The organism is Rothia amarae (assembly GCF_014705945.2).
In the GTDB taxonomy this organism is placed as follows: domain Bacteria; phylum Actinomycetota; class Actinomycetes; order Actinomycetales; family Micrococcaceae; genus Rothia; species Rothia amarae.
The window spans coordinates 457,352-472,118 of record NZ_CP061538.1 but is presented as its reverse complement, the minus strand read 5'-3'; the positions used below and the strand labels follow the sequence as shown (position 1 = coordinate 472,118).

Genomic DNA, 14,767 nt, shown 5'->3' with positions numbered 1-14,767 from the left:
TCCCCCCCTTGAAAATTTCACATCGCACTCCCAAAATCGTATTCGCATCGTCTCTTACTGTCCTGCTGACTTTAGGATTAACCTCCCCTGCAATAGCGGCCCCCAAAGGCGCGGACACTTCCGCACCTCACTCTCAAGGTGACCCCTCGCTTACCGCAGGCACTCACGCAGAAGCCAGCGTGAAAAACGCTCCCACCGTTGAAGAAGATACCGATCAGGTGGTCGTTAAATTCAAAGAGGGCACCGCCGAAGACACCAAAGCGAAAGTTCTAGAGTCCACCGCAAAGAAATCGGCACTGGATGACTCCACCACCGAAGTAGTAAGCCAGACCGTCGCTTCAGCCGACGTCGTGAAATCTACTGCGGAGCTCTCCCCCAGCGAGCAAACAGAGGTAGTCAAGACCCTGAACGCCAATCCCAGTGTGGAATACGCTGAGGCAGATTTGCGCGTCAAGAACACTGATGCCGGATATGCTCCTGTCACTCCCACTGACCCCCTGTGGTATCTGCAGTGGAACATGCGCGCCATTAACGCTCCTCAAGCTTGGGAAACTAACGTGGGCGACGGCGTGGTCATCGGCGTCGCCGACGAAGGATATTCCACACACCCCGAGTTGGACGCCCGCACACTACCCGGTTATGACTTCACCAGCTCAGAGTTTTCTCGCGACGGAAACGGATGGGACTCTAACCCGCAAGATCAGGGTGACTGGTCAGACGGTCGAAACTCGATGTGGCACGGCATGCACGTGGCTGGCATCGCCGCTGGATCAGCCTACAATCGCCTGGGCGTAGCAGGCGTTGCACCGCGCGCATCTGTTCAGCATGCCCGTATTTTGGGTGCTGGTGGTGATAGCTACGTATCAGATATGGCAGCCGGTGTCGCATGGTCAGCGGGTATTTACGTTCCCGGTGCACCACTCAATCCCACACCCGCCGACGTCGTGAATATTTCTGCGGCTTTCCCTGCCAATACCTGCCCCAAGGTGTTTGAAGACGCCATTTGGGCAGCTCATGAACGCAACGTTCCCGTGGTGGTGGCAGCCGGTAATAACGGGGACGACGCCGGGAAGTACGCCCCCGCCAACTGCTGGGGTGCAATCGTTGTAGGCGCTACCGCAGGTAACGGCTGGCAAGCCATGACTGGTTACTCCAATTGGGGCTGGCCCCTTGATATTTTGGCACCTGGCGGTGCATCGGGTACTGATGTATGGTCCACTATCACCGACGGCACTCAGGGACCGGGCAATCCAAGCTACGGTCCGCTCAACGGCACCTCTATGGCGGCACCTCACGTTGCAGGCGTCATTGCTTTGATGAAGGAGCGCAATCCTGACCTTCCGGTCGAAACTATCCGTTCCATTTTGCAAGGGACTGGGAGCTACGTGGGTGACTATAAATTTGTCAACGCTGAACGAGCTGTTCAGGCAGTTACTCCCACGCACGTCACGCTTCCTTTTAGCGACGTCGCCGCGAACCATCCTTTCCGCAAAGAAATTAGCTGGGCTCGCAACATGGGTGTAACTACCGGCTGGGCTGATGGAACCTATCGCGCAGAGGAAGGTATTTCTCGTGCGGCTATGGCAGCTTATCTCTATCGTCTAGCGGGCTCACCCACCTATGCGCCTCCGGTTCGCTCACCGTTCAAAGATATTCGTCCCGGTGATCCTTTCTACAAAGAAGTCTCTTGGCTAGCCAGCAAGGGAATTACAACAGGATGGAGCGACGGCACCTTCCGACCCAATGACTCTATTTCACGTGAGGCTATGGCAGCTTTCCTCTACCGTATGGCTGGATCCCCTGCCTATACACCGAGTGCGCGCAGCCCCTTCACCGATTACCCTCGCGGCAGTAGCTTCTATAAAGAAGTATCTTGGCTAGCCAAAGAAGAAATAACCACGGGTTGGAGCGACGGCACATACCGACCGCTGGAACCTATTTCACGTGGCGCTATGGCGGCTTTTGTCTACCGCTTCGCTCAAGCTAACTAACTTATGTTGGCAGCTGAAGACCGGCTTTGAATCCCTGTTGGGTTTCCAAGCCGGTCTTTTTTAGGTTTCATTTGAGTCACATTGGGTTCCAGTGAGAGGTTATTTTTCGCTATGCTTATGCCAGCGAAGGGGAGTAGTTCCCACAGGTTAGATGTGATTCGTTGTGGATCTCCTCTAATCTAAGCGGTTTATCGACATACTGGTTGCAGAGAATGCGCCCGGTAAACCACCTGTAGTTTCTGGCTCTCAGAATTCAGGCGAACGAGACCTTCGGCCCGAAATATATACCGTGATGTCCTTAAATCATCGCGCTATATTGCAAGCAACGGCCGAAGTCTCATTTTTAGATGATTTCGGTCTGACCCTAAGGCTCATCATGGACCGAAACGAACTTTCAGCCTCAGTTACTGCCTCCAGCAGACACGTTGGCTCCCCTGACCCCACATCCCAACAGATTCGCCGCTGGCGCCGCTATTTGGCAGAGGAAATCTCCGAAGCGCGCATTTATTCGGCTCTTGCCGAGCGTTCGACGGGTCGAGACGCCGAAATTTTACGCGAAGTCGCACAGGCAGAAGAACGGCACCAACAGCATTGGCGCAACCTATTGGGTGCACACGCTACGCCGGAACCGACGCCGTCGGTCTCTGCACGCACTCTGGAATTCTTGGCTAAGCATTTTGGTTCGGTCTTTGTGCTGGCTTTAGCGCAGCGTGCCGAGGGGCGTTCCCCTTACGCCGAAGACCCCGATGCCACCGATGCTATGGCAGCCGATGAAGCTATCCACGAAGAAATTATTCGCGCGCTTTCTACTTCTGGCCGCGAAAAGCTTTCGGGAAATTTTCGTGCTGCAGTATTTGGTGCCAATGATGGCTTGGTTTCAAACGTCGCGCTGATTATGGGTATTGGGGCATCCGGTGCGAGTTCTCAGATGATTTTGCTTTCTGGTATCGCAGGTTTGCTGGCGGGCGCGCTCTCTATGGCCGCCGGAGAGTTTGTGTCGGTAAGGTCTCAACGCGAACTCTTGGATGCATCCTCCCCCACCCAGGTGACTCTGGACGTCGCCCATCAGCTCGACATTGATCAAAACGAGCTGGAACTCATTTACAAGGCTCGCGGTATGAGTGAAGAAGCGGCACATCATCGGGCGCTAGAACGCTTCGGTCACTTGGATTGTGACTGCGACCCTTCGCTTTCTTTCAAGGATCCAGCAGAGGACCCCGACGACGAACGCAACAACGCCGCGTTGGGTACCGATATTGGCGCGGCGGCGGCGTCCTTCTGCTTCTTTGCAACCGGCGCACTGATTCCGATTTTGCCCTATATCTTTGGTGCCTCAGGCTTGTTGGGTGTAGTGCTATCGCTGGTGTTGGTGTCTATCGCTCTAGGCTTTACCGGTGGTGTGGTGGGCTTGCTATCGGGCGCATCGCCGCTGAAGCGCGGACTGCGCCAAATTGCCATTGGTCTCGGAGCGGCGTTGGTGACCTACGCATTGGGGCTACTCTTTAATACAACTATTGGCTAGCTAACATCAAGTTTCACCGGTAAGATTCACTTTATTTTGCCTGCGGGAGATTCCAGACTCTAGTGCTCTGCTGATTTCCTGTAAATAGAGATTTCGCAGTCTTAGCCTTCTATGATATAGGGCGGGGATTAGAACTTAAGTTCTAATCCCCGCCTTGATCTTTTATTCGGTGCTTAGTAAACCAGTGCTAAGAAGAGAAACTTCTGTGTAGCATTCTGGTATCCGCAGACTTAGCTGGATTGCCTCTGAGCTCAAACCGCAGGAAGAAATAAACGAGCTTTCCACCTTCCGAGATAACTATTTTTGTTCCGCCGCGGGGTAATCGATGTAACCGTGAGGACCGGGTGTATAAAAAGTATCGGAATCAATTGAATTCAACGCTAGATTATTCTTCCACCGATAGGACAAATCAGGATTAGCAATTATCTCACGGCCCACCGCCACCGCATCAGCCAAGTCATCCTCCACGATATGACGAGCCTCTTCCAACTCTGTCACCACGCCAAAACCGGTATTGAGGATTGTGAAGCCACCAAAGGATTCTCGCAAATAAGCAACCAAGTCGCTTTCTGCATCATGATACAAAATAGAGAGATAAGCGATATTCAGGTCAGCAATACCGTCCAACAATGCTTTATAAGTAGCACGAACATCATCCTCATCTTCTTCCAGGCAACCTTGGATATTATGCATGGGCGAAATGCGTAGACCGAGACGATCAGCTCCAATTTCATCTGCGATAGAGCGAATCACCTCAATGGCTAAACGAGCGCGATTCTCAGGGCTACCACCATACTCATCTGTACGGTCGTTAGAACTAGGGGCGAGGAACTGATGAAGAAGATAACCGTTAGCACCGTGCACTTCTACACCATCCATACCTGCGTCAATGGCTCGCCGAGCGCCTTCAGTAAATTTCTGGATAACCCTTTCAATACCCTCGGCATCGAGAGCAACGGGAGTGGGCACCTCTTCTCGGGACTCTCCATCACCGTGCAAAGTGACCCCGGGGGCAATGGCGCTCGATGACTCTCCTTGGTCAAATCCATTGATAGAAGGTAGAGTAAGGCGGCCTCCATGCATAATTTGCATCACAATGTTGCTACCCTGTTCATGAACAGCCTGAGCAACCTTACGCCAGCCTTCTTGTTGTTCGGCGGTGGCGATCCCCGGCTGACCTAAAAATGCGCGGTTGATGTCTTCGAAGAATGTACCTTCAGTGACAATCAGACCGTTATTCGCGCGTTGCTTGTAGTATTCCACGTGCATATCGCTAGGAACGCCGTCTTGACCAGCACGGGAACGGGTCAAGGGTGCCATAGTGATGCGGTTGTTCAGTTCAAGGGCGCCGGCGGTGGCGGGTTCAAAAAGGGTCGGCATTTTTGTCTTTCAGTTGATGTGTTTTCTGGCTGAAAGTACAACAGAGAGCACTTGGGTAATATTCCCCTCTCATTAAAGCGCGTGCCTATTTAAGAGTGCTTAAGGTACATCAAGCTTCCTAGTAACAAGGAAAAGGGAGGGAATTGGTCACCACCAATTCCCTCCCTCCCTCTTCATCCTTTTCTCAGAATAGAATTACCGAGCGGCAGGAATACTACCGTGAGGGTCGATAACGTACTTCAATGATGACCCCTTATCGAAGTCCGCGTATGCCTGAGGTGCCTCATCCAGGCTGATGACCTTGATGTTGAGCATATCTGAAAGATAAGGCATGCGATCCCACAGAATCGACATCATCAATTCGTGGTTGTAGTGCATAATGGGCGCCTGACCACCGGCGATACGAGGCGATTTAATCCAAGCATCACCGAAATTGAGAGAGTAAACACCCTCACGCTCTGCAGGAACAGGAGAGATGGGATTAGCACCGTAAACACCGATGATGCCGGTTGCTCCGCCGGGACGGGTTGCATCCAGAACCTGGTTGATAGCGTAAGACGATTTCGTCTCCTCAGCCTCTTGACCCAGGCCGTGTGCTTCGTTGCCTACATAGTCAACTGCACAGTCAACATAGGGGGTGCCGAGGATAGCTTCAATTCCATCATTGATTGAGTCGATCTCGGAAAGGTTGATGGTTTCACAACCGTTACGGCGAACCAATTCCAGACGATCCTCATAGTAATCGCCCACGATGATGCAGGATGCGCCCATGAGGCGAGCAGCAGCGGCACCGCAACGCCCAACCGGACCCGCACCTGCAATATAGACGGTAGAACCAGGCTTAACACCGGCTTCGACCAGACCATGGTAAGCAGTGGGCAAAATATCTGACAGCACTGCAAGGTCTAGGATTTTCTCCATTGCCTGATCTTTGTCAGGAAAACGAAGAAGCTGGAAGTCGGCGTAAGGCACAAACATGTATTCTGCCTGACCACCTGCGAAGCCACCGAGATTGAAGCCATATGCGGCACACGAAACCTCGGGGTTAGTAGTCTCGCACACCTCAGTGCGTCCGTTGCGACAGTTACGGCAACGACCACAGGCTACGTTAAAAGGTACAGAAACGATGTCACCTGGCTTGAGGAACTCAACATCTGACCCGATTTCTACAACTTCACCAGTCATTTCGTGCCCCATGACCATGCCTTCGGGCACGGGGAATGAGCCACGGTAGATATGCAAATCGCTACCACAGATGTTCGTGGCAATAAGCTTTACGATAACGCCATGGGGTGCTTTTTTACCGTTAGGCATCTCAAGCTTGGGGAAATCAAGAGTATCCACACGCATATCTTTGACGCCGTGAAATACTACTGCACGATTTTTATCAGCCACGTTCTTCCTCACTACTTTCTTCTTTGGGAAAGCTATTGGGTATAGAAGCTAAGCTCTGGATGAGAATAACCGCTCGGGAAAGCGGATGTTTCACCAATCCCCGAGGGATTCTTAGCTGCCAAGCAAGCTTAGCATAGGGGTGGCGGACGGAAATCATAACCTACTCGTTAGAAGAGAATAAAGAATCGTCGTCATACATTCACGAAATAGACAGTAAAGTTGCAAACGGCAGGAGATTACAAAGATTTTGAGGCTACCTGCACCTTACACAGAAGCGATTGGTCAGATTTATCTATGAGCTACTTACATGAACGCATCACAGACAAGGAAACTCACATTCAACCAGATGTTCGAGTAATGGGAGCACGCCAGAACAACCTGCAAAACGTTGATCTTTCTGTGCCCCGCGATTCTCTCGTCGTCTTCACCGGTGTTTCAGGATCGGGGAAATCCTCTCTTGCCTTTGGAACCCTCTATGCAGAATCACAGCGGCGTTATCTCGAGTCGGTGGCTCCTTATGCCCGTCGTCTTATCGATCAAGCCGGAGTGCCCGAGGTTGATTCCATTACAGGGATGCCTCCCGCTGTTGCCTTGCAACAACAGCGAGGCGGACAAAATTCACGATCAACCGTTGGCAGTATCACCACCATCTCAAGTCTGGTTCGTATGTTGTATTCACGCGCCGGTCAGTATCCTGAGCACCAGAACATGCTCTACGCCGAGGATTTCTCCGCCAATACACCCCAAGGTGCATGCCCGGAATGCCATGGGATTGGCAGGGTGTATGAAGTGGAAGAAAATCAGATGGTACCCGATCCCACCAAGACCATCCGTGAGCGCGCGATAGCTTCTTGGCCTACCGCCTGGCACGGTCATCAGCTTCGAGATGTCTTAGTGGCTCTGGGCTACGACGTGGATGTGCCCTGGAAAGATCTTCCGAAAAAAGACCGCGACTGGATTCTTTACACTGAAGAAACACCGCACGTACCGGTCTACTCTCGAATGACGCTTGCCGAAGCTCAAGCAGCCAAAAAAGCAGGTGCTGAACCCTCTTACAGCGGCACCTATGTGGGCGCAAAACGCTATGTGCTTGATACTTTTGCCAACACTAAGAGTGCCTCCATGAAACGTAAGGTAGCACAGTTTCTCACTTCCATCCCCTGCCCAGCCTGCCACGGCAAACGGATTAAGCCGGAGGCGCTTTCGGTAACTTTTGCAGGAGTAGATATTGCTGATTTCTCTCAGCTACCTCTGCACGAGTTAGTCAACTTATTGGAAGAAGAAGTTGAACATGCTTCTAAGAAACTTGCCGCTACTGCTCGTCTAGGAGCAGGACTCGTTGAGCGCTTACGCCCCATCATAGACCTTGGGCTAGGCTACCTTTCGCTCGATCGAATGACCCCCACTCTTTCCGGTGGTGAATTACAGCGTTTGCGCCTAGCTACTCAGTTATCATCTGAACTTTTTGGGGTGGTCTATGTACTAGATGAGCCTTCTGCAGGTCTGCATCCTCAAGATATTCAGGCGCTTCTCGGTGTGCTTGATGGTCTCAAAGCGCGGGGAAACAGCCTTTTTGTTGTGGAGCATTCTATTGAAGTAATGCAACATGCTGACTGGATTGTAGACGTGGGACCAGGAGCAGGTGAACGGGGCGGCAGGGTTCTCTACAGTGGCCAGGTAGAGGGCTTGGCTCATGTCGCGGATTCTGCCACCCGAGGCTATCTTTTTGGTGGCGCTGGGCTGCCAAAACATACTCCTCGAAAGCCCAGTCAGTGGATGAAACTTTCGAGAGTTACCCGAAATAACCTCCATAATGTGGATATAGAGATCCCCCTCGGGGTTCTTACTGCGGTCACCGGCGTCTCAGGTTCCGGTAAGTCCACTTTGGTGAGCCAGGCTTTGCCTCAACTAGTAGGAAACCGTCTGGGTAAGAATATGACAGGAAATGAACCCCCCTTAGAGGCAGATGATCTCTTAAGCGCCGAGCAGACTGCCGCAGTCAGCGGAAACATTGAGGGAGATTTCAGCGGTATCCGCCGCGTTGTTGCAATCGATCAGAAGCCTATTGGACGAACCCCTCGCTCCAATATTGCCACCTACACCGGACTTTTCGATCATGTGCGACGTCGTTTTGCGGAAACCGTAGAAGCCAAGCGTCGCCGCTATAAACCGGGCAGATTCTCGTTCAACGTCGCTGGCGGCAGATGCCCCACATGCGAGGGAGAAGGATCCGTGATGGTTGAGCTGCTTTTCTTGCCATCGGTCTATACAAAATGCCCTGATTGCCACGGCACTCGTTATCAGTCGAGCACTTTGGAAATTTTGTGGCGAGGTAAGAACGTGTCAGAAGTTTTGGAGTTGAGTGTGGACGAAGCCTTGGACTTTTTCGAGGGAGAGTTCGATATTATGCGTTCATTGACTGCGCTGAGTGATGTTGGATTGGGTTATCTGCGTTTGGGGCAGCCTGCTACAGAGTTATCTGGTGGTGAGGCTCAACGAGTCAAACTTGCCTCTGAATTGCAGAGGTCTCAACGGGGCGACACTCTCTATGTACTGGATGAGCCCACTACAGGTTTACATTGCTCTGATGCAGACCGCTTGATGTCTCATCTTCAGACCTTAGTGGATTCCGGTAACACGGTAGTGATGGTTGAGCTTGATATGCGAATTATTGCAGCGGCAGATTATGTGATAGACATGGGCCCTGGCGCAGGAGATGACGGGGGTCAGGTTGTTGCCGCTGGCACCCCATCGCAGGTGGCGACTTCAGCAAAAAGTGTTTCCGCACCATTTTTAGCGGCGGCCTTGAAGTAAGAATATATTCATGATTTGGAAGACTTGTTTATAATCCTTCTACATTGAGTACCGTATTGAACTTTATGGGCTACCTTGTCTCCTCCTCCGGCTCATCTGACGGTCTTATAGGGGGGGAGGCGGTTAGCATCTTTTGATCGCGCTAGACCGATTCGGTAACTTCGAAAGTATTTTGTAGATTTTCATCTCTCCACTACAGTTAGAATAGTAAGTTTTCTTAGTATCACTAGATTCAAGGAGCAATCATGGCTGACCTCAGCAATAAAAAAGTTCTTATTCTCGCTAGCCAGGGCGTAGAGCAGATTGAACTCACCTCACCCCGTGATGCACTCAAGGACGCCGGCGCGCAGGTTTCACTAGCAGCCCCTGAAGGTAAGGAATTTCAGGGCATGAATGGCGACTGGGAGAAAGCGGATACTTTTACCCCTGACCTCGCATTGGCAGATGTCAACGTTGAAGATTTCGATGCGCTTGTTCTCGCCGGCGGTACCCTCAACGCCGATGCAATGCGTATCAACCCTGAGGCTCGCTCCATTACCGTTCAGTTCTTTGAGGCAGAGAAGCCCGTTGCGGCAATCTGCCATGCACCCTGGTTGCTCATCGATTCCAAGAAGGTTGAAGGCAAAAAGCTGACCTCCTACACCTCGGTGAAGCTAGACCTTCAAAACGCTGGTGCCGAATGGGTTGATGAAGAGGTTGTGGAAGATGGCAATCTCATTACCAGCCGTAACCCCGGTGATCTTGAGGCTTTCAATAAGGCAATTATCGCTAAGTTAAGCTAATTCCTGAATGATAAGCCTGAACTTTCCTTGTTGATATCGCTTCTACGGTAGCGAGGAGAGTAACGTCAAGCCCCGAGCGCACTGATACATGTGCCTCGGGGCTTGACTTATTCACCTGACGCGTAGCGCGATTGAACTCGATAACGGAGTAGTTCGGCAGGCTTGGGAAAGAAAAAACCGTCTCTTCAAAGATCGACGGGTGCCGGGCAATCTGTATGCAAAACCCGCCAGGTTTTATTCTGGGCAATGTTCCGCTGAACCACCGAACGCAAATCCGACGATTATCCTATTTCACCGCAACTCTCATCTTCGCTGAGGCCTTCCGTTTTAGTCGGAGTCAGTAGCCTCAACCCGTTGTATGCTTTCTCTGCCAGCCCCAGCTGGGAGGGCGATTTTGAGGGCTTCAATCAAAACGAATAAGCCTCATATTTTTGAATTTAATGAACAATAATTCATTCAAATGTAGATTTAATAATTTTTATTACTTAGACTGTCGGAGTAAGCTAACAGATTCTACCCGCACTCGCAGGTAACTTCCTTCAGCATCCCTCATCCCCCTCCCCGAAGAATAGGAATACTTATGTCCCCCTCCCTTACTCGTCGCCAGGTTGCCAAAGGCGCTGTCTGGGCAACTCCCGTTGTTGTTACTACCGCTGCGGTTCCTGCCTATGCGGCTTCTAAGGACATCTGTGCCTTGGATGCAGGAGCGTCGCTTGCCACGGGCTTTGACTATGGCGAGGAAATTGTCGATGCAAACACTAACCGCACCACTGAGTACTTCACTCTTGATGCAGGCGGCATGGACGTTTATGGTCTTGATGCGGATGAAACCGTCACTTCCCTTTCAGTCACTCTTAGCGTTGAAAATGCTAACTCCACCCGCACTGCAGGAAATAATCAAGGTTTTGATGATCCTACACAAAATACAGTAAATGTTGACGATTCTGGTTTGGGACCGGGTTGGACCCAGACAAGTGCAGCTCGCGCCCGCACCACTACCATCAATCTAGAAGGTGGAGGAACAACCACTCGCAATATGTGGTCTGTAACTTTTACCAATAATCCACTCTCTAGCGGTTCATATTCAACTGATGCTAACGGTTGCAAGACATTTGTTTCTAGCGATATCGTTACCCGAACTGCAGGATACGCGCTCCAATACCCTAATATGGTGGCATACTCTGGAGACCCAGGAAATATCATCGTTACCCAAGTAATTACTTATACAGCGACAACCTCAAAGGGTAATACCATTGTTTACCAAGAATACATTCTCAATAATGATTCTATTAATGGAGTTGTCAAAAATATTAGTTAAAGATGAAGGCAACTTCTGAAAGCGAAGGAAATTCCTGTTAGACCATATCTCGCGTTCTGAGCGAACAGAGTAACCTAAGCTTTGGAACTTTATGGATTGCATCCCCTATGCACATCATCTAAGCCGTCTACTGACTTTTATATTGAGATGCACGAGAGCCCTATTAAAGAAATCTCGTGCATCTTCATATTTTAAGATTAAAACCATTTATAGTTATAGAAAAATCCTGGAGACAATCATTTCCTCCAGGATTTTATACAACTTTCAAGAAATAATATTACTAAATCATACGCTACATTACTGCGGGGCGGAGAGACGTATCATAAGTTACGTCGCGGTAGGCAGTAAAGCCATCAGCAGTTGTAATAGTAGCCCCAACAGTAGTGAAGCTATCCACCGGAAGGTTAGACTCGCAGTAACCAAAGCCAGTAGCACTTGCAGTGAAGAAAGCTCCGGGCTCTCCGTCTAGGGCACCATCATCAAGCTGAGTCTGAGTGGTGAGCGTGCCGTTATATCTAAACACATAAGCTTCGAGACCAGCAGTGCTTACAGTTGTCCCATCGTTTCGTGTGATGGTGGGGGTATCTGGGTTAAAAGCGCCTGCATAGGTGAAGTTACCGGAGGTAACGTCAAACGAATCAACGAGGTTAGCAGGTAGGTAGATAACAACCTCATAGTTGGTAATATCTACGCTCTGAGTTTCACCCTGTCCATCTGGATAGATAACAGCAATACCGGAAGCCTGACCGGGAGCAGCCTGGGTATTAGTAACATCAAGACTAGACATACACCCAGAACCGTCCAACCTATAACCGCCCGAGGAGCTACTGGAAATTCCGTAGATTGAAGTAGAAGCTGCATAAGCTGGAATTGTAGCAGTAGCAGCTACAACAGGCGCTGCCCACAGAGCGCCACGAGCGACTGCGCGACGAGAAATTGCTTGTGACATATTTTTTTCCTTTTTAGAGGGCTGGGAACCCTCACAGACTGGAGGAGATAGTTTCAAGCCCCAGAAGATTAAGGCATGAAGTGCCTTAAAATATACCCACCGCCAACTGTTTGTCCACAGAAATGGGTTATCTGTAGATTATTTTATCGCAGAATATAGATTGACTTATACCACTTTAGAAACGTAATAAAAGGCTGCCCCTACCGCCTAATTTCTTACCCTTCTTTAATTTTCTCGATATAGGCATCTGGGTCGAAAGGCACATAATCCTCGCTGGGAGCTTTGCGGCTGTCGCGCTCGTCCAGCTTCTTACCCAAGATTCGATCTACCACGAGGGCAATAGCACCGTCGCCCGTAACGTTCGTAGCAGTACCAAAGGAATCGAGTGCAATATAGGTGGCGATCATCAACGCCACCTGTTGCTCGCTAAACCCAAGCATGGACTGCAAAATGCCCACCGCTGCCATAATGCCGCCACCAGGTACACCAGGAGCTGCAACCATCACTACGCCGAGCATAAAGATAAAACCAATCCACTGCCCCGTCGTCAACCCAATATTCTGGGTAAAAGCAATCGCCATTGCAAAAGCAGTAATCTTTGAAGTCGACCCCGCCAAATGGATAGTTGCACATAGAGGAATAACGAAGTTAGCGATGGGATGGCGCACCCCATTCTTCAAAGTTTGACGCAAGGTAACCGGAATAGTTGCCGCTGAAGACGACGTTCCTAACGCCGTCAGGTAAGCATCCTTCATGTTCCACAGCGCTTTCACTGGGTTGACCTTCGCAACCGCACCTGCAACACCAAACTGGGTACCCAAAATAACAACTTCAAGAATAAGAAGAACCACTACTACCGTAAGCAAGGTGGAAATCACCTGAGCTGCTTCACCAGATTGCGTAAGGTTCAAGAAGATACCAAAGATATGAAGAGGTAACAGCGGAATAACTACCCGCGAAATCAGCGCTGTAATAATTTCTCTGAACTCTAAGAAACCACGGCGTAATACGCCACGAGGCATAATGGACAGACCAATCCCTATGACAAAAGAGAGCACAAGCGCTGTCATCACTTCAAAAGGGGCGGCGATTTCGATGGTGAAGTATCCAGAAGCTGCAGCCAACGATTCTTCAGAAGCCTTCACATCTGAGAAAGTTCCCGGATTCAATAAACTCGGAAAAAGCCATGCGCATACAATGTAGGTGAGTACACCGGAAAAAATGGTCGAAGCATAAGCTATAGCGGCGGTGAGGCCCAACCATTTTCCTGCCCCTCGACCCAAATCGCCAATTGCAGGGATAACCAGGCCAACGATAATCAGCGGAACCGCGAAGTTAAGAAACTGCGAAAAGATATCGTTATACGTGTAAAAAACACGCGAAAGTCCAGTGGGGAAAAACTGCCCACACACCAAACCCAAGATAATTGCCACAATAATCCATGGCAAAATCCCATACTTCTTGAGAGCACTCATAAAAAAATCAATCGTTCGAGAACATGTAATTATCAAATCTTGTCACACTCCCGGCGGTGCTAAGAACTTAGGGGTGGGCATGTTCAAATACTGGTTCGGCCAAAGCCTTGCGCATAAAGAAAATCCCCGGGCTCATTCTTAGAGAACGAGCCCGGGGATTTTCTAAAATCTAAACTGATTTAGAGGCTACTTGCCTGCCATCAGTTCGCGCATGAGCTGAGCAGCCTCAGAAGGAGTTTTACCAACCTTCACGCCTGCAGCTTCAAGAGCTTCTTTCTTAGCCTGTGCGGTACCGGAAGAACCGGAAACAATCGCACCAGCGTGGCCCATGGTCTTACCCTCAGGAGCGGTGAAACCAGCTACATAGCCAACAACAGGCTTGGTGACGTTTGCCTTGATGAACTCAGCTGCGCGCTCTTCAGCGTCGCCACCAATTTCACCAATCATGACGATGCCTTCGGTCTCTGGATCAGCTTCGAAAGCTTCTAGCGCATCAATGTGGGTAGTACCGATGATGGGGTCGCCACCGATGCCAATCGCGGTGGTGAAACCGAGATCGCGCAGTTCGTACATCATCTGATAGGTGAGGGTACCCGACTTGGAAACCAAGCCCAGCTTGCCCTTACCGGTGATGTTACCGGGGGTGATACCAACATTGGACTGCTCGGGGCTGATGATGCCGGGGCAGTTAGGTCCGATAATGCGGGTAATCTGCTTACCGTTTGCATCGGTCTTGGACTTAGCATGTGCCCAGAACTCAGCTGAATCCTGTACGGGAACACCTTCGGTAATGACGACGACGAGAGGAACCTCAGCGTCGATTGCCTCGATAACGGCGTCCTTGGTGAATGCCGGGGGAACGAAAACGATCGAAACGTTCGCGCCGGTCTTCTCAACAGCTTCAGAAACTGAACCGAAAACGTCGAGCTCTACTTCGTTGCCCTCTTTGTTGGTGTGGGTAACGGTAGTGCCAGCCTTGCGTGCATTGACGCCGCCCACAATGTTAGTTCCGTATGCGAGCATACGAGCGGTGTGCTTTGAGCCTTCGCCGCCGGTGATGCCCTGAACGATGACCTTGGAGTCCTTGTTCAAAAAGATAGACATATCTATATACTTTCTAAATTCTAAAAATTATCGGCGA

Annotated in this window: 10 protein-coding genes; 5 read left to right on the top strand and 5 right to left on the bottom strand. The window is 50.5% G+C overall.

Features of this window, described 5'->3' with window-relative positions; all coding sequences use genetic code 11:
- Nucleotides 1-179 precede the first annotated feature (179 nt).
- Nucleotides 180-1,991: a S8 family serine peptidase gene (locus tag IDM48_RS02245; RefSeq protein ID WP_190617860.1), complete on the top strand. Its 1,812-nt coding sequence runs from the start codon at nt 180-182 to the stop codon at nt 1,989-1,991.
- 376 nt (nt 1,992-2,367) lie between these two features.
- On the top strand, nt 2,368-3,513 hold the full coding sequence (locus tag IDM48_RS02240) for a VIT1/CCC1 transporter family protein (RefSeq protein ID WP_151145277.1): 1,146 nt from the start codon (nt 2,368-2,370) through the stop codon (nt 3,511-3,513).
- A gap of 297 nt (nt 3,514-3,810) precedes the next feature.
- Here IDM48_RS02240 and IDM48_RS02235 read toward each other — a convergent pair whose 3' ends face one another.
- Together IDM48_RS02235 and IDM48_RS02230 are read right to left on the bottom strand one after the other, a co-directional pair.
- On the bottom strand, nt 3,811-4,893 hold the full coding sequence (locus tag IDM48_RS02235; protein WP_068169069.1) for an alkene reductase: 1,083 nt from the start codon (nt 4,891-4,893) through the stop codon (nt 3,811-3,813).
- A 195-nt stretch (nt 4,894-5,088) separates the two neighbouring features.
- Complete coding sequence (locus IDM48_RS02230; protein ID WP_145173747.1) at nt 5,089-6,288, bottom strand: glutathione-independent formaldehyde dehydrogenase; 1,200 nt, start codon at nt 6,286-6,288, stop codon at nt 5,089-5,091.
- 294 nt (nt 6,289-6,582) lie between these two features.
- Between IDM48_RS02230 and uvrA the strand changes: the two genes are divergently transcribed.
- The 3 genes from uvrA to IDM48_RS02215 all read left to right on the top strand — a co-directional run bounded on the left by uvrA (nt 6,583) and on the right by IDM48_RS02215 (nt 11,202).
- A complete protein-coding gene (uvrA, locus tag IDM48_RS02225) occupies nt 6,583-9,102 on the top strand; it encodes an excinuclease ABC subunit UvrA (RefSeq protein WP_190617858.1) in 2,520 nt (839 codons plus the stop codon).
- A gap of 245 nt (nt 9,103-9,347) precedes the next feature.
- On the top strand, nt 9,348-9,884 hold the full coding sequence (locus IDM48_RS02220; protein WP_068169058.1) for a type 1 glutamine amidotransferase domain-containing protein: 537 nt from the start codon (nt 9,348-9,350) through the stop codon (nt 9,882-9,884).
- A gap of 580 nt (nt 9,885-10,464) precedes the next feature.
- Nucleotides 10,465-11,202 carry a hypothetical protein gene (locus IDM48_RS02215; protein ID WP_190617857.1) on the top strand — a complete coding sequence of 246 codons (738 nt, stop codon included), beginning with the start codon at nt 10,465-10,467 and terminating at the stop codon, nt 11,200-11,202.
- Nucleotides 11,203-11,494: 292 nt separating this feature from the next.
- Here the strand turns inward: IDM48_RS02215 and IDM48_RS02210 are convergent, their stop codons facing one another.
- The 3 genes from IDM48_RS02210 to sucD form a co-directional block, all read right to left on the bottom strand.
- Nucleotides 11,495-12,151 carry a hypothetical protein gene (locus tag IDM48_RS02210; protein ID WP_190617855.1) on the bottom strand — a complete coding sequence of 219 codons (657 nt, stop codon included), beginning with the start codon at nt 12,149-12,151 and terminating at the stop codon, nt 11,495-11,497.
- 215 nt (nt 12,152-12,366) lie between these two features.
- Nucleotides 12,367-13,626, bottom strand: coding sequence for a dicarboxylate/amino acid:cation symporter (locus IDM48_RS02205; protein WP_190617853.1), 1,260 nt, complete (start codon nt 13,624-13,626; stop codon nt 12,367-12,369).
- 186 nt (nt 13,627-13,812) lie between these two features.
- Nucleotides 13,813-14,730: a succinate--CoA ligase subunit alpha gene (sucD, locus tag IDM48_RS02200; protein ID WP_145173760.1), complete on the bottom strand. Its 918-nt coding sequence runs from the start codon at nt 14,728-14,730 to the stop codon at nt 13,813-13,815.
- Nucleotides 14,731-14,767: the final 37 nt, after the last annotated feature.

Coding starts and splice junctions, on each gene's coding strand:
- IDM48_RS02240 (WP_151145277.1), top strand. CDS start 2,368: ATGGACCGAAACGAACTTTCAGCCTCAGTTACTGCCTCCAGCAGACAC.
- IDM48_RS02235 (WP_068169069.1), bottom strand. CDS start 4,893: ATGCCGACCCTTTTTGAACCCGCCACCGCCGGCGCCCTTGAACTGAAC.
- uvrA (WP_190617858.1), top strand. CDS start 6,583: ATGAGCTACTTACATGAACGCATCACAGACAAGGAAACTCACATTCAA.
- IDM48_RS02220 (WP_068169058.1), top strand. CDS start 9,348: ATGGCTGACCTCAGCAATAAAAAAGTTCTTATTCTCGCTAGCCAGGGC.
- IDM48_RS02215 (WP_190617857.1), top strand. CDS start 10,465: ATGTCCCCCTCCCTTACTCGTCGCCAGGTTGCCAAAGGCGCTGTCTGG.
- IDM48_RS02210 (WP_190617855.1), bottom strand. CDS start 12,151: ATGTCACAAGCAATTTCTCGTCGCGCAGTCGCTCGTGGCGCTCTGTGG.
- IDM48_RS02205 (WP_190617853.1), bottom strand. CDS start 13,626: ATGAGTGCTCTCAAGAAGTATGGGATTTTGCCATGGATTATTGTGGCA.
- sucD (WP_145173760.1), bottom strand. CDS start 14,730: ATGTCTATCTTTTTGAACAAGGACTCCAAGGTCATCGTTCAGGGCATC.